At 62.7% G+C, this 19,335-nt stretch carries 18 protein-coding genes; 10 read left to right on the top strand and 8 right to left on the bottom strand.

Annotated elements, in window-relative coordinates; genetic code table 11:
- Positions 1-19 precede the first annotated feature (19 nt).
- The 4 genes from L6D80_RS06340 to mreB all read right to left on the bottom strand — a co-directional run bounded on the left by L6D80_RS06340 (position 20) and on the right by mreB (position 3,369).
- Positions 20-631 carry a Maf family protein gene (locus L6D80_RS06340; RefSeq protein ID WP_176513038.1) on the bottom strand — a complete coding sequence of 204 codons (612 nt, stop codon included), beginning with the start codon at positions 629-631 and terminating at the stop codon, positions 20-22.
- 33 nt (positions 632-664) lie between these two features.
- Positions 665-1,153 carry a rod shape-determining protein MreD gene (gene mreD, locus L6D80_RS06335; RefSeq protein ID WP_054901050.1) on the bottom strand — a complete coding sequence of 163 codons (489 nt, stop codon included), beginning with the start codon at positions 1,151-1,153 and terminating at the stop codon, positions 665-667.
- Positions 1,153-2,139, bottom strand: a complete 987-nt coding sequence (mreC, locus tag L6D80_RS06330; protein WP_220462491.1) for a rod shape-determining protein MreC — start codon at positions 2,137-2,139, stop codon at positions 1,153-1,155. Before mreC ends, mreD begins: the two co-directional genes overlap by 1 nt.
- Before the next feature lie 192 nt (positions 2,140-2,331).
- Complete coding sequence (gene mreB, locus L6D80_RS06325) at positions 2,332-3,369, bottom strand: rod shape-determining protein MreB (RefSeq protein WP_003255163.1); 1,038 nt, start codon at positions 3,367-3,369, stop codon at positions 2,332-2,334.
- A 204-nt stretch (positions 3,370-3,573) separates the two neighbouring features.
- Between mreB and gatC the strand changes: the two genes are divergently transcribed.
- The 6 genes from gatC to L6D80_RS06295 all read left to right on the top strand — a co-directional run bounded on the left by gatC (position 3,574) and on the right by L6D80_RS06295 (position 8,779).
- The gene (gene gatC, locus L6D80_RS06320) at positions 3,574-3,861 is read left to right on the top strand and encodes an Asp-tRNA(Asn)/Glu-tRNA(Gln) amidotransferase subunit GatC (protein WP_054901051.1); all 288 of its coding nucleotides are present in this window, start codon (positions 3,574-3,576) and stop codon (positions 3,859-3,861) included.
- Positions 3,862-3,876: 15 nt separating this feature from the next.
- Positions 3,877-5,328: an Asp-tRNA(Asn)/Glu-tRNA(Gln) amidotransferase subunit GatA gene (gene gatA / locus L6D80_RS06315; protein ID WP_176513036.1), complete on the top strand. Its 1,452-nt coding sequence runs from the start codon at positions 3,877-3,879 to the stop codon at positions 5,326-5,328.
- Between the two features lie 11 nt (positions 5,329-5,339).
- The gene (gene gatB, locus L6D80_RS06310; protein ID WP_054901053.1) at positions 5,340-6,785 is read left to right on the top strand and encodes an Asp-tRNA(Asn)/Glu-tRNA(Gln) amidotransferase subunit GatB; all 1,446 of its coding nucleotides are present in this window, start codon (positions 5,340-5,342) and stop codon (positions 6,783-6,785) included.
- Between the two features lie 122 nt (positions 6,786-6,907).
- Positions 6,908-7,282, top strand: a complete 375-nt coding sequence (locus tag L6D80_RS06305; RefSeq protein WP_054901054.1) for a septal ring lytic transglycosylase RlpA family protein — start codon at positions 6,908-6,910, stop codon at positions 7,280-7,282.
- 71 nt (positions 7,283-7,353) lie between these two features.
- Entirely contained in the window at positions 7,354-8,397 is a 1,044-nt protein-coding gene (locus L6D80_RS06300; protein ID WP_082422770.1) for a calcium/sodium antiporter, read from the top strand.
- A 10-nt stretch (positions 8,398-8,407) separates the two neighbouring features.
- Positions 8,408-8,779 (top strand): carboxymuconolactone decarboxylase family protein, encoded by a 372-nt coding sequence (locus L6D80_RS06295; RefSeq protein ID WP_054901056.1) that lies wholly within the window; start codon positions 8,408-8,410, stop codon positions 8,777-8,779.
- Between the two features lie 49 nt (positions 8,780-8,828).
- Here L6D80_RS06295 and L6D80_RS06290 read toward each other — a convergent pair whose 3' ends face one another.
- The 4 genes from L6D80_RS06290 to L6D80_RS06275 form a co-directional block, all read right to left on the bottom strand.
- Positions 8,829-10,190 carry an amino acid permease gene (locus L6D80_RS06290; protein WP_054901057.1) on the bottom strand — a complete coding sequence of 454 codons (1,362 nt, stop codon included), beginning with the start codon at positions 10,188-10,190 and terminating at the stop codon, positions 8,829-8,831.
- Positions 10,191-10,245: 55 nt separating this feature from the next.
- Complete coding sequence (locus L6D80_RS06285) at positions 10,246-11,187, bottom strand: AEC family transporter (RefSeq protein ID WP_054901058.1); 942 nt, start codon at positions 11,185-11,187, stop codon at positions 10,246-10,248.
- Positions 11,188-11,340: 153 nt separating this feature from the next.
- Entirely contained in the window at positions 11,341-11,901 is a 561-nt protein-coding gene (locus L6D80_RS06280) for a response regulator transcription factor (protein ID WP_054901059.1), read from the bottom strand.
- Positions 11,901-13,157 (bottom strand): ATP-binding protein, encoded by a 1,257-nt coding sequence (locus L6D80_RS06275; protein WP_176513034.1) that lies wholly within the window; start codon positions 13,155-13,157, stop codon positions 11,901-11,903. Before L6D80_RS06275 ends, L6D80_RS06280 begins: the two co-directional genes overlap by 1 nt.
- A gap of 202 nt (positions 13,158-13,359) precedes the next feature.
- Between L6D80_RS06275 and L6D80_RS06270 the strand changes: the two genes are divergently transcribed.
- From L6D80_RS06270 to L6D80_RS06255, 4 genes are all read left to right on the top strand, one after another.
- The gene (locus L6D80_RS06270) at positions 13,360-14,076 is read left to right on the top strand and encodes an SIMPL domain-containing protein (protein WP_054901061.1); all 717 of its coding nucleotides are present in this window, start codon (positions 13,360-13,362) and stop codon (positions 14,074-14,076) included.
- Between the two features lie 355 nt (positions 14,077-14,431).
- On the top strand, positions 14,432-16,057 hold the full coding sequence (locus tag L6D80_RS06265; RefSeq protein WP_176513032.1) for an ABC transporter substrate-binding protein: 1,626 nt from the start codon (positions 14,432-14,434) through the stop codon (positions 16,055-16,057).
- A 148-nt stretch (positions 16,058-16,205) separates the two neighbouring features.
- Positions 16,206-17,798 carry an ABC transporter substrate-binding protein gene (locus L6D80_RS06260; RefSeq protein ID WP_176513030.1) on the top strand — a complete coding sequence of 531 codons (1,593 nt, stop codon included), beginning with the start codon at positions 16,206-16,208 and terminating at the stop codon, positions 17,796-17,798.
- A 145-nt stretch (positions 17,799-17,943) separates the two neighbouring features.
- Positions 17,944-19,323 (top strand): OprD family porin, encoded by a 1,380-nt coding sequence (locus L6D80_RS06255; RefSeq protein ID WP_176513028.1) that lies wholly within the window; start codon positions 17,944-17,946, stop codon positions 19,321-19,323.
- The last annotated feature ends 12 nt before the right edge of the window (positions 19,324-19,335 follow it).

Here is a 19,335-nt window from a genome sequence, read left to right as displayed (position 1 = left end):
ATCGCGGGTGCCGGGCTGGCTACTGCTGGTTTGTTACCTCAGGCAAAAGCGCCGGTACCTGCCACCAGGCAATACCGAATTGAGCGAGCAGTTCGGCCGTTTCGCTCAGGGGCAGGCCGACCACTGCCGAGTAGCTGCCTTGGAGGCCGGTGACGAACACCGCGCCCAGGCCTTGAATAGCGTAGCCGCCGGCTTTGTCCGCCGGTTCGCCACTGGCCCAGTAGCGCTGGGCCTCTTCGACGCTGATAGGGCGAAAACGCACCTTGCTGGTCACGCAGACACTCAGGCAGCACTGCCCATCGCTCAGCGCTACTGCCGTCAGCACCTGATGCTCGCGACCGGCCAGGTCGCCCAGCATGGCCAGGGCATGTTCGCGGTTTTCCGGTTTGCCGAGAATACGACCATCGAGCACCACCGCAGTGTCTGCCCCCAGCACCACTGCCGGCCCGCCAACACTGGCAAGGCCGGCTTCGGCTTTCGCCCGCGCCAGGCGTTCGACATAGGCCACGGCGCTTTCATCGGGCAAGGGGGTTTCATCGATGGGGGCACTGGTGATGCTGAACGGCACGCCGATCTGGGTCAGCAGTTCGCGACGACGGGGTGAGCCGGAGGCCAGGTAAAGTGGTTTCATGCAGACATCTCCCTGTCAGTGGCGGCAGCGCCGTCAGTTGATATGCAAGCGCCGGCGCAAATCGCGCAGGGCATAGCTGATCCATGGCCAGAGCAAGGCGCTGATCACCGCCGACCACACCAGGGCCAGGGTGGGCAAGCGATTGCCGGTAAGCGCGCTGAGCCACAGCTGGATCAATTGAGCGATACCAAAGATCACCAGGATCACCAGGCTCTGCTGCCACATCGGGAACATGCGCAGGCGCTGCTGCAGGGACAGTACCAGGAAGGTGATCAGGGTGAGGATCAGGGCGTTCTGCCCAAGCAGGGTGCCATACAGCACGTCCTCGGCCAGCCCCAGCATGAACGCGGTGGTCATGCCGACCTTGTTCGGCACCATGAGGGTCCAGAACGACACCAGCAGCGCCAGCCACATGGGCCGGAACATTTCCAGGAACTGAGGCATCGGCGAGACGCTGAGCAGCAGGCCGATAGCGAACGTCAGCCAGATGACCCAGCCGTGGTTGCGGCGCGATTTGGCCATCATTGCCTCCGGGGTTGAGCGGGCGCCGCTGGCGCGGCGGCGGCGGGGCTGGCAGGGGCTGCAGGGGCGGCGGCCGGCGCACTGGCCGGTGACTCGTGCGCGCCACTGGCGGCAGGCTGGCCGCTGCCTTCGGCGCCTTTGCGATCGGCCTCTTCCTGGGCAATCGCCGCCTCGGTTGCACGCTGCTCCGGCGTGCGCCGGTCGCTGAACACCAGCAGCATGTAGCGGCTGCGGTTAAGCGCCGCGGTGGGGATGGCGCGCACAATGGCGAATGGCTGGCCGGAATCGTGGATCACCTCGTTGACCGTGGCCACCGGATAGCCTGCCGGGAAGCGCTGGCCCATGCCTGAACTGACCAGCAGGTCACCCTCCTTGATGTCGGCGGTGTCCGCCACATGGCGCAGCTCCAGACGCTCCGGGTTACCGGTGCCGCTGGCGATGGCGCGCAGGCCGTTGCGGTTGACTTGCACCGGGATGCTATGGGTGGTGTCGGTGAGCAGCAGTACCCGTGAGGTATAGGGCATCAGTTCGACCACCTGGCCCATCAAGCCACGGGCATCGAGCACCGGCTGGCCCAGGAACACGCCGTCGCGCTCGCCTTTGTTGATCAGGATGCGGTGGGTGAACGGGTTGGGGTCGACACCGATGAGCTCGGCCACCTCGACCTTCTCGTTGACCAGGGCCGACGAGTTGAGCAGCTCACGCAGACGCACGTTCTGCTCGGTCAGGGCCGCCAGCTTCTGCAGGCGCCCCTGCAGCAGCAGGGCCTCGGTCTTGAGCTTCTCGTTTTCCGCGATCAGTTCGGTACGGCTGCCGAACTGGCCCGCCACGCCTTGCCACATGCGCTGCGGCAGGTCGGTGATCCAGTACGACTCCATCAGCACCAGGCCCATCTGGCTGCGCACGGGCTTGAGCACGTCGAAGCGCGCGTCGACCACCATCAGCGCGACCGACAGCACCACCAAGACGAGCAGGCGAACGCCCAGCGAAGGGCCCTTGGAGAAAAGCGGTTTAATGGGCCGTTCCTCGTGGACGACTCAGGAGGTCATTGGACATGGGACAACGCACCAGCCTGGTTGCGGGTTGACGGAAACGACGCCCGAACGGACGCCAGCCCAGCACATACAGGTAGCACTGCGCGTGCTACCTGTAAACCGGGCGCTCGATCGCTGCGATTATCACTCGCTGGAGAGCAGGTCCATCGCGTGCTTGTCCATCATCTCCAGGGCGCGACCGCCGCCACGGGCGACACAGGTCAGCGGATCCTCGGCGACGATCACCGGCAGGCCGGTTTCCTGAGCCAGCAGCTTGTCGAGGTCACGCAGCAGCGCGCCGCCACCGGTCAGCACCAGGCCACGCTCGGCGATATCGGAGGCCAGCTCCGGCGGCGATTGCTCCAGGGCACTCTTGACCGCCTGAACGATGGTCGCCAGAGACTCTTGCAGGGCCTCGAGCACTTCGTTGGAGTTCAGGGTGAAGGCACGCGGCACGCCCTCGGCCAGGTTACGGCCACGGACATCGACTTCGCGCACTTCGCCGCCCGGGTAGGCCGTGCCGATTTCCTGCTTGATGCGTTCGGCGGTGGACTCGCCGATCAGGCTGCCGTAGTTGCGGCGCACGTAGGTGACGATGGCTTCGTCGAAGCGGTCGCCGCCAACGCGTACGGATTCGGCGTAGACCACACCGTTCAGCGAGATCAGGGCGATTTCGGTGGTACCACCGCCGATATCGACGACCATCGAACCACGGGCTTCTTCCACCGGCAGGCCGGCACCGATGGCCGCTGCCATCGGCTCTTCGATCAGGAACACTTCACGGGCACCGGCCCCCAGGGCCGACTCGCGAATGGCGCGGCGCTCTACCTGGGTCGACTTGCACGGCACGCAGATCAGCACGCGAGGGCTGGGCTGCAGGAAGCTGTTTTCGTGAACCTTGTTGATGAAGTACTGCAACATTTTTTCACAAACGCTGAAGTCGGCGATGACGCCGTCCTTCATCGGACGAATGGCGGCAATGTTGCCAGGCGTACGGCCCAGCATGCGCTTGGCTTCGGTACCGACGGCCACGACGCTTTTCTGGTTGCCGTGGGTACGGATGGCAACAACCGAGGGCTCATTCAGGACGATACCGCGCTCACGCACGTAAATAAGGGTGTTGGCAGTACCCAGGTCGATGGAAAGATCGCTGGAAAACATGCCACGCAGTTTCTTGAACATGGGAAAGTGACCCTGGGGAAAGCGTGGGTAAAAAAGTGCGGCAAACTCTAACAATGGCAGGGATTTTGGGCAAGGAGCCAATATGTTAAATTGGTCGTTTTTCCGAGCAAGCCAGCAGATGATCGCGGCCGTATGACCGCCAGAATGCCGACATGTTCCTCATCACGGACCCTATTCCGTTCTTTGTTTCCCCTGGAGATTCCCATGGCGCTTGAACGCTGCGACGTGGAAAAGATCGCCCATCTGGCCCGCCTGGGCCTGAATGAAGGCGAACTGCCACGCATTACCGATGCACTGAACAGCATTCTCGGGCTGGTCGACCAGATGCAAGCGGTCGACACCACTGGCATCGAGCCCCTGGCCCACCCCCTGGAGGCCAGCCAGCGCCTGCGCCCCGACCAGGTCACCGAAAGCAACCAGCGCGATGCCTACCAAGCCATCGCGCCGTCGACCGAAAGCGGTCTGTACCTGGTTCCCAAAGTCATCGAGTAAGGGATAGAGCCTGCCATGCATCAATTGACCCTGGCCGAGATCGCCCGCGGACTCGCCGACAAGTCGTTTTCCTCCGAAGAGCTGACCGGCGCCCTGCTGGCGCGTATCAAGCAGCTCGACCCACAACTGAACAGCTTCATCAGCGTCACCGAGGAGCTGGCCCTGGGCCAGGCCCGTGCCGCCGACGCCCGCCGCGCCGCTGGCGAGGTGGGCGTGCTGCTGGGTGCGCCGATCGCCCACAAAGACCTGTTCTGCACCAACGGCGTGCGTACCAGCTGCGGCTCGAAGATGCTCGACAACTTCAAGGCGCCGTATGACGCGACTGTGGTCGCCAAGCTGGCCCAAGCCGGCATGGTCACCCTGGGCAAGACCAACATGGACGAATTCGCCATGGGCTCGGCCAACGAGTCCAGCCACTATGGCGCGGTGAAGAACCCGTGGAACCTCGAGCACGTGCCAGGTGGCTCGTCCGGCGGTTCGGCGGCGGCCGTGGCGGCGCGCCTGCTGCCGGTCACCACTGGCACCGACACCGGCGGTTCGATCCGTCAGCCGGCAGCACTCACCAACCTCACCGGCCTCAAGCCGACGTACGGTCGTGTTTCGCGCTGGGGCATGATCGCCTACGCCTCGAGCCTCGATCAGGGCGGCCCGCTGGCCCGCACCGCCGAGGACTGCGCCCTGCTGCTGCAAGGCATGGCCGGTTTCGATGCCAAGGACTCCACCAGCATCGACGAGCCGGTACCGGACTACAGCGCCAACCTCAACGCCTCGCTGCAAGGCCTGCGCATCGGCCTGCCGAAGGAATACTTCGGTGCCGGCCTCGACCCGCGCATCGCCGAACGGGTACAGGCCAGCGTCAAGGAACTGGAAAAGCTCGGCGCGGTGATCAAGGAAATCAGCCTGCCGAACATGCAGCATGCCATCCCGGCGTACTACGTGATCGCGCCTGCCGAGGCGTCCTCCAACCTCTCGCGTTTCGACGGTGTGCGCTTCGGCTACCGCTGTGAAGAGCCCAAGGACCTGACCGACCTGTACAAGCGCTCCCGTGGCGAAGGCTTTGGTGCCGAAGTACAACGGCGCATCATGGTCGGCACCTATGCCCTGTCGGCGGGTTACTACGATGCCTACTACGTCAAGGCGCAGCAGATCCGCCGCCTGATCAAGAACGACTTCATGGCCGCCTTCGAAGGCGTCGACCTGATCCTCGGCCCGACCACGCCAAACCCGGCCTGGAAGCTCGGCGCCAAGAACAGCGACCCGGTCGCCGCCTACCTTGAAGACGTCTACACCATCACCGCCAACCTGGCGGGCCTGCCGGGCCTGTCGATGCCAGCCGGTTTCGTCGATGGCCTGCCGGTCGGCGTACAGCTGCTGGCCCCGTACTTCCAGGAAGGCCGCCTGCTCAACGTCGCGCACCGCTACCAGCAAGTCACCGACTGGCACACCCGCGCCCCCAACGGCTTCTGAGGAATTCACACATGCAATGGGAAGTTGTGATCGGGCTGGAGATTCATACCCAGCTGGCCACCCAGTCGAAGATCTTCTCCGGCAGCGCCACCACCTTCGGCTCCGAGCCGAACACCCAGGCCAGCCTGGTTGACCTGGGCATGCCCGGCGTATTGCCGGTGCTGAACCAGGAAGCCGTGCGCATGGCCTGCATGTTCGGCCTGGCGATCGATGCCGAAATCGGCAAGCGCAACGTGTTCGCACGCAAGAACTACTTCTACCCCGACCTGCCCAAGGGCTACCAGATCAGCCAGATGGACCTGCCGATCGTCGGCAAGGGCCACTTGGACATCGCCCTGGAGGACGGCACCATCAAGCGCATCGGCGTAACCCGTGCGCACCTTGAGGAAGACGCCGGCAAGAGCCTGCACGAAGACTTCAGCGGTTCCACCGGTATCGACCTGAACCGTGCCGGCACGCCGCTGCTGGAAATCGTCTCCGAGCCTGACATGCGCAGCGCCAAGGAAGCGGTCGCCTACGTCAAGGCGATCCACGCACTGGTGCGCTACCTGGGCATCTGCGACGGGAACATGGCCGAAGGCTCGCTGCGCTGCGACTGCAACGTATCGATCCGGCCAAAAGGCCAGACCGAGTTCGGCACCCGCTGCGAAATCAAGAACGTCAACTCGTTCCGCTTCATCGAGCGTGCGATCAACAGCGAAATCCAGCGCCAGATCGACCTGATCGAGGACGGTGGCAAGGTCATCCAGGAAACCCGCCTGTACGATCCGAACAAGGACGAGACCCGCTCCATGCGCAGCAAGGAGGAGGCCAACGACTACCGTTACTTCCCCGACCCGGACCTGCTGCCGGTGGTCATCGAGGACAGCTTCCTCGAAACCGTCCGCGCCGGCCTGCCGGAGCTGCCGCCGCAGAAAGTCGAGCGCTTCCAGAGCCAATACGGCCTGTCGGCTTACGACGCCAACGTGCTGGCGTCCAGCCGCGAGCAGGCGGACTACTTCGAACAGGTGGTCAAGATCGGCGGCGACGCCAAGCTGGCCGCCAACTGGGTCATGGTCGAGCTGGGCAGCCTGCTGAACAAGCTGGGTATCGAGATCGACCAGGCGCCGGTCAGCGCCGAGCAACTCGGTGGCATGTTGCTGCGTATCCGCGACAACACCATCAGCGGCAAGATCGCCAAGACTGTGTTCGAGGCAATGGCCGCCGGTGAAGGCGATGCCGACAGCATCATCGAAAGCAAAGGCCTCAAGCAGGTCACCGACACCGGCGCGATCGACAAGATGCTGGACGAGGTACTGGCCGCCAACGCCGAACAGGTCGAACAGTACCGCGCCGCCGACGAGGCCAAGCGCGGCAAGATGTTCGGCTTCTTCGTCGGCCAGGCGATGAAGGCATCGAAAGGCAAGGCCAACCCGGGGCAAGTGAACCAATTGCTCAAGGCCAAGCTCGAAGGGTGATTGTTTCACCCTTGTAGCCCTGCGAGGCTTTGCCCTCGTTCGCGGATCACCCCCTTCCACAGGCTGGGGATGATCCGCGACGGGCCGCACAGCGGCCCCACTGGCAGCACCGGAGCATCGACTTGCTAAAACGCCCCCTCGCCACCTTTGCCCTCTTCTCACTGTTGGCCGGCTGCGCCAGCCACGACATCGACCCCCGCGGATACGACAAGACCGGCACCGCCTCCTATTACGGCTCCCGCCACCATGGCAACCGCACCGCCAGCGGCGAAGCCTTCAACCAGCACGGCCTCACCGCCGCCCACCGAAGCCTGCCGTTCGGCAGCCGTGTACTGGTCACCAACCTTGCCAACCAGCGTAGCGTGGTGGTCCGCATCAACGACCGCGGGCCACACACACGCGGCCGCCTGATCGACCTGTCACGGGCCGCCGCAGAAAAAATCGGCATGCTCCGTAGCGGAACGGCGCGCGTCCGGGTACAAGGTCTTAGCGATTGACCTGACTGCCCCCTGACAGGAGCCCGACCATTTTCGACCTGGCCACACTCCCCACGTTCAGCCTGCTGCAATTGGGCGTAGCGCTGCTGCTCATGATCGCCGGCGCCGAACTGCTGGTACGCGCCGCCCTGCGCCTGGCCCTGCGCCTGCACGTTCGGCCACTGATCATCGGCCTGAGCCTGGTGGCTTTCGGCAGTACCGCGCCACAACTGACCGTGAGCCTGCAAGCCGCTTACCAAGGGGCACCCGACGTGGCGGTGGGCAGCGTGGTGGGCAGCAACATCTTCAATGTGCTGGTGATCCTTGGCCTGGCTGCGCTGATCATCCCCTTGCGGGTTTCACGTCAGCTGGTGCGCCTGGACATCCCGTTGATGATCATCGCCAGTGCCTTGGTGTATGCACTTGCAGCCAACGGCCAACTGGGCCGAATGGAAGGCCTGCTGTTACTGCTGGGCCTGGCGGCCTACCTGGCCATGCTCTGGCACCAGTCACGCCACTATGCACGCACCTACCCTGCTCCGCGCCCGCTCGCCAGCAGCCCTGGGCGCTTCTGGTCCGGCACGCTGCTGCAGGTACTGTTCGGCCTTGGCCTGCTGAGCCTGGCCGGCCATTTGCTGCTGGAAGCGGCAGTCGAAGTGGCCACCGACCTTGGCTTGTCAGAGCGCATCATCGGCCTGACCGTCGTTGCCGTGTGCACTTCCCTACCCGAACTGGCCGCAGCGCTGATCGCCGCCATTCGCGGCGAACGGGAGATTGCCGTGGGCACGGTGATCGGCAGCAACCTGTTCAATCTGCTGGCGGTGCTGGGGCTGACGGCGATGGTCACCCCCGAACCCTTGAGCATCTCTCCCAATGCCCTGGGCTTCGACCTGCCGGTAATGCTAGGTGTAGCCGCCCTGAGCCTGCCGGTGTTCTACTCCGGCTACCGCATCACCCGCGCCGAAGGCCTGATATTCCTCTGCCTTTACCTGGCCTATGGCCTGCATGTGGTGGCCTTCACCACGGGCATGCCATTGGCCGGCCGCCTGGAGCGGCTGATGCTGTTCTACGTCCTGCCAGTGCTCGGCATGCTGCTGCTGTACACCACCGTTCGCGCCTGGCGCCGCCAACACTAAGGAAAACAACATGGCTGAAAACAAATCCGGCGAGCAGATTCGCCGTCAGGTGATGGGCGATGCGTTCGTCGACCGCGCGCTGGGCAACGCCACCGACTTCACGCAACCGCTGCAGGACTTCGTCAACGAGCACGCCTGGGGCAGTGTCTGGGCACGTGGCGGCCTGCCATTGAAGACCCGCAGCCTGATTACCCTGGCCACACTGACGGCGCTCAAGTGCCCCCAAGAGCTCAAGGGGCATGTGCGCGGGGCGCTGAACAATGGCTGTACGGTGGAGGAAATTCGCGAGGCGTTGCTGCATTGCGCCGTCTATGCCGGCGTGCCGGCGGCGATCGATGCGTTCAGAGCGGCGCAGGAAGTGATCGACAGCTACCCGGCCTGATCAACGAGAGCCCTATCGCCGGCAAGCCGACGATAGGGCCAGTGCAGACTCAGGCCCTGCCCTGCCGAGCCTTCTTCAGGCGGAACGCTACCCAAAGCAAGGCAATCCACGCCGGAATCAGCATCACCGAAATGCGGATCGGCGGGGTCAGGTACATCACCACCAGAATCAGCACGATGAACGCCAGGCACAGGTAATTGGTAAACGGGTGCCCCCAGCTCTTGTAGAACGGGGTAATACCCGCCCCCAGCTTGGCCTTGCGGAACTTCAGATGGGTGATGCTGATGCTCGCCCAGTTGATCACCAACGCCGACACCGCCAGCGCCATCAGCAGGCCAAACGCCTCACCCGGCATCAGGTAGTTGATCAACACGCACATGCCTGTGGCGAACGCCGACACACCTAACGCCGTCAGCGGTACGCCGCTGCGGCTGACCTTGAGCAACTGGCGGGGTGCATCGCCCTGGCTGGCCAGGCCGAACAGCATACGGCTGTTGGCGTAGACGCAGCTGTTGTAGACCGACAGCGCCGCCGTCAGCACCACGATGTTGAGGATGGTCGCCACCAGGTCACTGTCCAGTTCGTGGAAAATCATCACGAACGGGCTACCGCCCTGCACCACCTTTTGCCATGGGTACAGCGACAACAGCACCGCCAGGGCACCGATGTAGAAGATCAGGATGCGGTACACGACCTGGTTGGTCGCTTTGGGGATGCTGTGGCGTGGGTTGTCGGCCTCGGCGGCAGTGATACCCACCAGCTCCAGGCCACCGAAGGAAAACATGATGACCGCCAGGGCCATCACCAGCCCGCTAATGCCGTTGGGGAAGAACCCACCGTACTGCCACAGGTTGGCCACGCTGGCATCCGGGCCGCCATGGCCACTGCTCAGCAGCCAGGCACCGAAGCCGATCATGCTGACGATGGCCACCACCTTGACCAGGGCGAACCAGAATTCCATTTCGCCGTAGACCTTCACCTGGGTCAGGTTGATCAGGTTGATGACCACGAAGAAGATCGCCGCCGTGGCCCAGGTAGGAAAGCCCGGCCACCAGTACTGCACGTAGATGCCAACCGCAGTGAGCTCGGCCATACCCACCAGCACGTACACCACCCAGTAGTTCCAGCCCGAGACAAAGCCTGCGAATTCGCTCCAGTACTGGTGGGCGAAATGGCTGAAACTGCCAGCCACCGGCTCTTCCACGACCATCTCGCCCAGTTGGCGCATGATGAAGAAGGCCATCAGACCCGCAATGGCGTAACCCAGCAGAACGGAGGGGCCAGCCAGCTGGATGGTCTGGGCGATGCCCAGGAACAACCCGGTCCCGATGGCGCCGCCCAACGCAATCAGCTGGATATGGCGATTCTTCAGCCCGCGCTGCAACCGCTCGGGCTTGCTCTGGTCTTGCATGAAGTGTCCTTAAGCTCAGTGAGGCCGTGTTTTTATGAGGTGTGCAGTCAAGGATCTAGATCCATCCGCCCCACTGCAAGATGAAAATACCAATATTGGTGGTGATCGCTGCCATTAGCGTAGTAATCACGATGATAGAGGCCGCCAGCTCATGGTTGCCCTTGGCCGCTCGCGCCATGACGTAGCTGGCTGCCGCCGTGGGGCTGCCGATGTACAGGAACAGGATGCCCAGTTCGGCACCGCGAAAACCGCAGAGCCAGGCGCCAAAGGTGCCAATCAGCGGCAGCCAGACCATCTTCACCAGGCTGGCATCGATGGCCAGCTTGCCGCTGTCGCGCAGCGCCGCCAGCGACAGGGTGCCACCGATGCAGATCAGCGCGAGCGGCAGGGTCATCTGTGCGAGGTAGTCACCCGAGGTGAGCAGCCAGTTTGGCAGCGGCACTTGCCCGTAAGCCATGGGCGTGGCCACCAGCACGCTGAGGATCAGCGGGTTACTGATAATGTTTTTGCAGATGCTCCAGGGGTCGGACTTGAGGTCCGGGCTGTATACCGCCAGCACCACCGCCGACAGCGAGTTGTACAGGAGGATCACAAGACCGGCGAGCACCGCGCCCAGGGAGATGCCGTAATCGCCATACAGGCTGGCGGCCAGGGCCAGGCCGATCACGCCATTGTTGCCACGGAACGCCCCCTGGGTATAGATACCACGATCGGCCGGTGGACTGCGCCAGATGGCCAGGCCCCAGGCCGCAGCGAAGCCGACCAGGGTGGCGAGAACGAAGTACAGAATAACGCCAGGTTTGACCGCCGCAGCCAGGTCGGCATGGTAGATACCGAGAAACAGCAGCGCGGGCATGCAGACGTTGAAGACCAACTGCGAAGCGACCCGGTTGAAATTGTCGTCGATCAGGTTGATGCGCTTGAGCAACACGCCCATGAACAGCATGGCGAAGACGGGCGCCGTGATGTTCAGCGTCTGGATAAGAAGGGCGAGCATGCGCTAGCGATCCTGAAGGGGTTGCCGTTAGGGGGCTAATGATACGTCAACACGCCAGGAGTTGCGGGATCAGCTGCAATATAAAGAAATTTCTGGCAGCACAGGCCCAATCGCCGGCCTGCCAGCGATAGGACCTGTGCGATCAAGACGGATTCAGCGCCGAACCGGCCGCTTCTGCAATTTGCGCTGCAAGGTCCGCCGGTGCATGCCCAGCGCCCGTGCGGTGGCGGAGATGTTGCCTTCGTGCTCGCTGAGAACCCGCTGGATATGCTCCCACTGCAAACGGTCCACCGACATCGGGTTTTCCGGCACCAGGGCGTCCAGGTCGGTGTGCTCCGAGAGCAGCGCCGCCAGCACATCGTCGGCATCGGCCGGTTTGCACAGGTAGTTGCAGGCGCCGCGCTTGACCGCCTCGACCGCGGTGGCGATGCTCGAGTAACCGGTCAGGATCACCACTCGCATTTCCGGGTCGAGCTCCAGCAGCTTGGGCAGCAGCACCAGGCCCGAGTCACCTTCCATCTTGAGGTCCAGCGTGGCGTAGTCCGGCAGGTCCTGCTGAGCCAGGATCAGCCCCTCCTCGGCGGAGCTCGCCGTACTGACGCGAAAACCGCGGCGGCTCATGGCCCGGGCCATGACCCGAGTGAAGGTGGCATCGTCATCCACCAGCAGCAGGTGCGGCAACTCTTCGCCTTCGACCTGGTTTTCTTCGCTCATCATTCATCTCCTCGCTTGCCATGGGGCAGGCGCAATTCGGTCAGGGTGCCACCCTGCTCATGACTATAGAGTTTCACCGAACCGCCCGCACGGGTCACGCTGGCTTTGCTCAAGAACAGGCCCAGGCCGAAGCCTTTGCCTTTGGTGGTAATGAAAGGTTTGCCGATCGCCTCGGCGATCGCCGGCGGTACGCCAGGGCCGTGGTCACGGATACTGATGACGATGTCCTGGGCATCCCAGTCCAGGCGTACCTCAAGGTCATCGGGGCAGGCATCGGCAGCATTGTTCAACAGGTTCAACAGGGCCTGGGTCAGGTCGGGCGGCGGTGTCAGGCGGGGAACCTGGCCGTCACGCAGGCGCTGGAAGCGATAGCTGGCTTCCGGGCGCATCAAGTGCCAACGGTTGAGTGCCTCATCCAGCCATGCCGTCACCTCTTGCTCGACCACGGCCAGACGGCGGTTGGCCTCGGCGGCGCGCACCAGCTGCTGCAAGGTCTCCTTGCACAGCTTCACCTGGTCCTGAAGGATCTGCAGGTCTTCCTGCAACAACGGGTCGGCATGGTCCTGGCGCATTTCATTGAGCAATACACTCATGGTCGCCAGCGGCGTGCCCAGTTCATGGGCAGCGCCGGCGGCCTGGGTGGCTACGGCCAGCAGTTGCTCATCGCGCAGGCTTTCTTCCCGTCGCTCGGAGCGCAATTGCTCCTGACGGCGCAGCTCTTCGGCCATGCGCGCGGCGAAGAAGGTAATCACTGCAGCGGCCAGGGCAATACTCAGCCACATGCCGTAGACCTGCATCTTGTCCCGCGCCATCGGCAGCCCTTCGAGCGGATAGAACTGCACCAGCAGCAGGCTGTAGGCCGTCAGCGCGATACCCGACAGGATCAGCGAGTACAGCCAGGGCAAGGTCACGGCGGCAATCGCCAGCGGCACCAGGTAATAGGAAACGAACGGGTTGGTCGAGCCACCGGAGTAATACAGCAGTGCACTGTGAATAAGCAGGTCGCAGGCCAGCTGCAATGCATACTCAAGTTCGGTGACCGGCAGCGACAGGCGCAGTCGCAAGGCGGTGAAGGCGCAGAGAATGGACGACAGGGCCAATGTCGCGGCCAGCGAGAACCACGGCAGCGGCAGCAGTTCGGTCCAATAAGCAACGCCCACGGAGCCTGCCTGAGCGGCCAGGACCAGAACGCGAATGACAGTCAGGCGCCAGAGGTTCTGACGAGTAGCGGACAGCGGGTGTGCGGCGGCGAGCATGAGCTCTCCTGATGAGTGCTCCAGGAAAATCGCCTGGAGTATACCGAAACCAGGCACTTGGCAGCAGCGATGCGGCAAAGCGCCACACTTTGTCACAGGAGAATGATGGCACTTTTGAACCCACTACACTGTTTCCGGTCCTATGGGCCATGCGTGGAATGGATGGCCAGAACCCACGCCTTTTATTGCCAAGGAGTACCACATGCATATCCCTCGTCGCGGCGCTGCCCTGATCCTCTCCTGCGGCCTGCTCGCCAGCCTGCCGGCCCTGGCGGCCGATGAACCGCGCTACAACCAGGTATCGCTGCGTGCCGAAGTCAGCAAGGAAGTCGCACGTGACCTGATGGTCGTGACCCTCTACAGCGAAGCGCAGAACAGCGACCCGGGCAAGCTGGCCAAACAGATCACCGAAACCATGAACAAGGCCGTGCAGCAGGCGCGCCAGGTCAAGGATGTGAAGATCAGCCAGGGCAGCCGCAACAGTTACCCGGTCTACGACAGCAAAGGCCAGAAGATCACCGGCTGGCGTGAGCGTGCCGAGTTGCGCCTGGAAAGCGCCGACTTCCCGGCCCTGTCCCAGCTCAGCGCCGACCTGCTGCAAGACCTGAAAATGGGCGGCATGGACTTCTCCATCGCCCCGACCACGCGCAAGGCCAGCGAGGATGCGCTGCTCAAGGATGCCGTCGATGCCTTCAAGGCCCGTGCACAACTGGCCACCGAGGCCTTGGGCGGCAAAGGTTATAAAGTGGTCAGCCTGAATCTCAACAGCAGCGGCTACCCACGCCCGTACCTGCGCAGCGCCCCCATGGCCATGAAGGCTATGGCTGGCGATGAGGCGGCGCCCGCTCCGGATATCGAGGCCGGCACAAGCGAAGTCAGCATGAATGCCGATGGCTTGATCGAAGTGCAGATGCCGTAACCTGACGAGCCGCCTTGCGGCTAATCGTCGGCAAGCCAACCCTGGAGCGTCGGTGCAACGCTGAGGCTCCAGAGCTGGCCCTAATCACTCATATTCAGACATTTCCTACGCACCTTTAAGGTGCATCCGTCATCCCTCTTCTTTTCGAAATATCTAGAAAAAGCCATCATTTTGCCTGCGCAAACGTTCAACTTCGTCGAAAGTTATACAGATGCGACATCCATGTACGCTCGTACTACTTTTCGGGCGCCAACTATCCTTCTATGTGTTGCATTGGGATTCCCCCCTGCATAAGTATCCGCAGGTCGGCTCACGAGGCCGCCTCTAATCGAAAAATGACAACAATGAGGCCACCATGCTCAAACACGCAGTCATTCCGTTTCTGCTCGGCGCAGGCTTGCTAGCTGGCGCGCCACTCGCCCATGCCGCGTCCAACCTGGTGTTCTGCTCCGAAGGCAGCCCGGCTGGCTTCGACCCGGGGCAGTACACCACCGGAACCGACTTCGATGCTTCAGCCGAGACCGTGTTCAACCGCCTGACCCAGTTCGAACGAGGCGGTACCGCCGTCATCCCGGGCCTGGCGACCACCTGGGACGTGTCCGACGACGGCAAGACCTATACCTTCCACCTGCGTGAAGGCGTCAAGTTCCACACCACCGATTACTTCAAGCCGACCCGCGAATTCAACGCCGACGACGTGCTGTTCACCTTCAACCGCATGCTCGACAAGGAACAACCGTTCCGTAAGGCCTACCCCACCGAGTTCCCCTACTTCACCGACATGGGCATGGACAAGAACATCGCCAAGGTGGAGAAAGTCGACGAGCACACCGTGAGGTTCACCCTCAACGAAGTGGACGCCGCCTTCATCCAGAACCTCGCCATGAGCTTCGCGTCCATCCAGTCGGCCGAGTACGCCGAGCAGTTGCTCAAGCAGGGCAAGGCCGCCGACATCAACCAGAAACCCATCGGTACCGGCCCGTTCGTGTTCAGCAAGTACCAGAAAGACGCGCAGATCCGCTTCAAGGGCAACAAGGACTACTGGAAACCCGAGGACGTGAAGATCGATAACCTGATCTTCGCCATCACCACCGATGCCTCGGTCCGCATGCAGAAACTGAAAAAGAACGAGTGCCAGGTCACGCTGTTCCCGCGCCCCGCCGACATCGAGCCACTCAAGGCCGACAAGAACCTGCAGATGCCACAGCAGGCCGGGTTCAACCTCGGTTACATCGCCTACAACGTGATGGACAAGATCAAGGGCAGCAACCAGCCCAACCCGATGGCCCAGCTCAAGGTGCGCCAGGCGCTGGACATGGCCGTCGACAAACAGAAGATCATCGAATCGGTCTACCAGGGGGCAGGCCAGCTCGCCGTCAATGGCATGCCGCCGACCCAGTGGTCCTACGACACCAGCATCAAGGACGCACCGTACGACCCCGAAAAGGCCAAGCAACTGCTCAAGGAGGCCGGGATCAAGGAAGGCACCGAAATCACCTTGTGGGCCATGCCGGTGCAACGCCCCTATAACCCCAATGCCAAGCTGATGGCCGAGATGCTGCAATCCGACTGGAGCAAGATCGGCATCAAGGCAAAGATCGTCAGCTATGAATGGGGCGAGTACATCAAGCGTTCCAAAGGCGGCGAACAGGGCGCGATGCTGATTGGCTGGAGCGGCGACAACGGCGACCCGGACAACTGGCTGGGCACCCTGTACGGCTGCGATGCAGTCGACGGCAACAACTTCTCCAAGTGGTGCTACAAGCCCTACGACGATCTGATCAAGCAAGCCAAGGCCACCTCCGACCAAGCCAAACGCACCGAGCTCTACCAAAAGGCCCAGCACATCCTCAAGGAGCAGGTACCGATCACCCCGATCGCCCACTCCACCGTGTACCAGCCAATGAGCGCCAAGGTGAAAGACTTCAAGATCAGCCCGTTCGCCCTCAACGCGTTCTACGGCGTGAGCGTGGAAAAATAGCCTAGCCCCGGCACCCGCTGCTTGGCGGGTGCCAGTCCACCGTCCCCGATCATTACCCCCGCCCCGATGCCATCCGCAACGGGGTCGGGCAACTGTTGCCGCAATTCGTACCCCGAGTCGTCGCGCAACAGCTGGAAGAGGAACCGCCATGCGCAATACCACCCGCCTCGCCACCCTGCTCGCCCTGGGCCTGCTGAGCCAGGCCTCGGCCCTTGAGGCCAAGAGCCTGGTGTTCTGCTCCGAAGGCAGCCCGGCCGGCTTCGACACTGCCCAGTACACCAGCGCCACCGACAACGACGCGGCCGAGCCGCTGTACAACCGGCTGGTGGAGTTCCAACGCGGCGCCACGGCCGTACAGGCCGCACTGGCCACGAAATGGACCGTGAGCGATGACGGTCTGCGCTACACCTTTCACTTGCGCGAAGGGGTGAAGTTCCATGCCAACAACGTCTTCAGGCCAAGCCGCGACTTCAATGCCGACGATGTGCTGTTCACCTTCAACCGTATGCTCGACAAAGGCCACCCGTTCCGCCTGGCCTACCCTACCGAGTTTCCGTACTTCGTCAGCATGGGCCTGGACAAGAACATCGCCCGTGTAGAAAAGACCGGCCCGCTGACCGTGGTGTTCACCCTCAACAAGGTCGATGCGGCCTTTGTGCAGAACCTGGCGATGAGTTTCGCGTCGATTCTGTCCGCCGAATATGCCGACCAGTTATTGGCCAGCGGGCGGGCCAGCGACATCAACCAGCACCCCGTCGGCACCGGTCCGTTCGTATTCCAGCGCTACCAGAAGGATTCGCAGATCCGCTTCAAGGGCAACAAAGACTACTGGAAACCCGAGGATGTGAAGATCGACAACCTGATCTTCTCGATCAATACCGACCCTTCGGTGCGCATCCAGAAGCTGCGCCGTAACGAATGCCAGGTCACCCTGCACCCGCGTCCGGCCGACCTGCCGGCGCTCAGGGCCGACAGCACGCTGCAAGTACTCCAGCAACCGGGCTTCAACCTGGGCTACCTCGCCTACAACACTCAGCACCCGCCCTTCGACCGCCTGCAGGTTCGCCAGGCCATGGACATGGCCGTGAACAAGGAGGCGATCCTGCGGGCGGTGTATGGGGAGTCCGGCCAAAGGGCGGTAAATGCCATGCCACCCACCCAGTGGTCCTATGACGACTCCCTCAAGGATGCGCCCTTCGACCCGGAAAAGGCCAAACAGCTGCTCAGGCAGGCAGGGGTCAAGGACGGCAGCGAAATCACCTTGTGGGCCATGCCGGTACAGCGCCCCTATCACCCTAACGCCAAGCTGATGGCCCAGATGCTCCAGGCCGACTGGCAAAAGCTCGGCTTCAAGGTGCGCATCGTCAGCTACGAATGGGGCGAATACCTCAAACGCCTGAAAAGTGGCGAGCACGATATCGCGCTGATCGGCTGGACGGGCGACAACGGCGACCCTGACAACTGGCTCGGCACCCTCTACAGCTGCGACGCCATCGGCAGTAACAACTACTCCAGATGGTGCGATGCGCAATACGACAGCCTGGTCAAGCAGGCCAAGCACGTCACCGACCGCACACAGCGAACCGCCCTTTACCAGCAGGCGCAGCAGCGCCTCAAGCATCAGGTGCCCATCACGCCCGTGGCGCATTCCACGGTGAACCAGCCCATCAGTGCAACGGTTTCGGGCTTCAAGGTAAGCCCCTTTGGGCGCAATGCATTTTCCGGTGTGAGTGTCGATTGACCACTCGCCAGCGCCGGCCCGATCGCCGGCAGGCACTCCCAACACCCTCTGATTAGCCGGCGACCCCGGCAACCCAGGCAACACCGCAACGGCCCGGCTCACAAGGCCAGGCAATAACTAGAAAAACAGAAAGGGAGCTTCAATCTTGAGACTATTCACACTAACCGCACTGGCCTTATCCATCGGCGCATGTCCCGTCATGGTCCAGGCCGACAACCAAAGCCAGGACTACGTCCCGCTCAGCCTCAAAGGCACCAGCGAACAGGACCAGGCAACAGGCTTCATCGAAGGCCAGAGCCTTTCCGGCAGCACCCGCAACTGGTATGCCCGCGAACGCGCCACCCGCGCTCCGCTGTGGAAGTACTACAAAAGCGACGGTAGCCGCCACGACACCCACAGCCGCGACAACTGGCTGCAGGGCACCATCCTTAACTACAGCTCTGGCTTTACCCAGGGCACGGTGGGCTTTGCCGTGGAGGCGGCCGGCTACAACGCCATCGCCCTGGAGCAAGGCCGCGCCGCAATCGCCGGGCCAAACAACCGCACCCTGACCCACAGTGATGGCGATCCGCTCGGCCAATGGAGCAAGATGGGCCTGGCCAACCTCAAGGCACGCTTCTCCAACACCACCCTCACCCTCGGCCGCCAGTCGGTGGATACACCGATGATCGCCTACATCGGCAACCGTGCCCTGCCTTCCAGCTTCCAGGGGGCCTTTGTGCACAGCGCCGAATTCGACAACCTGTCGTTCGACCTGGGCACCTTCGACCGGGTCTCGCCGCGCACCGAACAGAGCCTGAGCAAATTCCGCAGCGAGTATGGCGCCACCGGTATCGAAACCGACCGCGCCAGCACCGCAGGGGTCAACTACCAGCCGTTCAAAAGCCTGACCACCAGCCTCTACGCCACCAAGGTCGACGACTTCTGGAACCAGTACTACTTCGGCGCCAGCCACGTGCTGGGCGACAACGCGGTGTTGGCCCTGACCACGGGTCTGAACTACTACAAGACCGTGGACGAAGGCAGCAAGAAGATGGGCGAGATCGACAACGACACCTACAGCGTGTCGCTCGGCCTCACCCACCAGGCTCACACCCTCACGGCCTCCTGGCAGCAGGTCAACGGCAACGAGTACTTCGACTACCTGCACGAGACCAATGGTATTTTCCTGGCCAACTCGCTGCTGTCAGATTTCAACGGCCCCAACGAGAAGTCCCTGCAAATTTCCTACGTGCTGAACATGGCCCCCTATGGTGTGCCAGGCCTTAAGTTCAACCTGTACAACGCACGCGGCTGGGGCATCGACGGGACCCACTACCGTGGCACTGCCTATGACGTTGCTGGCATGGATGGCGAAACCCACTACGAGTGGGGCATCGGCACCAGTTATGCGCTGCAGAGCGGGCCACTGAAGGACACCAGCATCCGCGCCACCTATACCGCTCACCGTGCCAGCAAAGCCCAGGCCGACGGTAGCCTGGACGAGTTGCGCATCGTCACCACCATTCCGTTCAACATTCTCTGACCACCAGCGCCA

The sequence above is a fragment of the Pseudomonas ceruminis genome (genome assembly GCF_021602025.1).
Taxonomy (GTDB): Bacteria; Pseudomonadota; Gammaproteobacteria; order Pseudomonadales; family Pseudomonadaceae; genus Aquipseudomonas; species Aquipseudomonas ceruminis.
The sequence above is the reverse complement of the archived record's forward strand: the minus strand, read 5'-3'. Positions and strand labels throughout refer to the sequence as shown.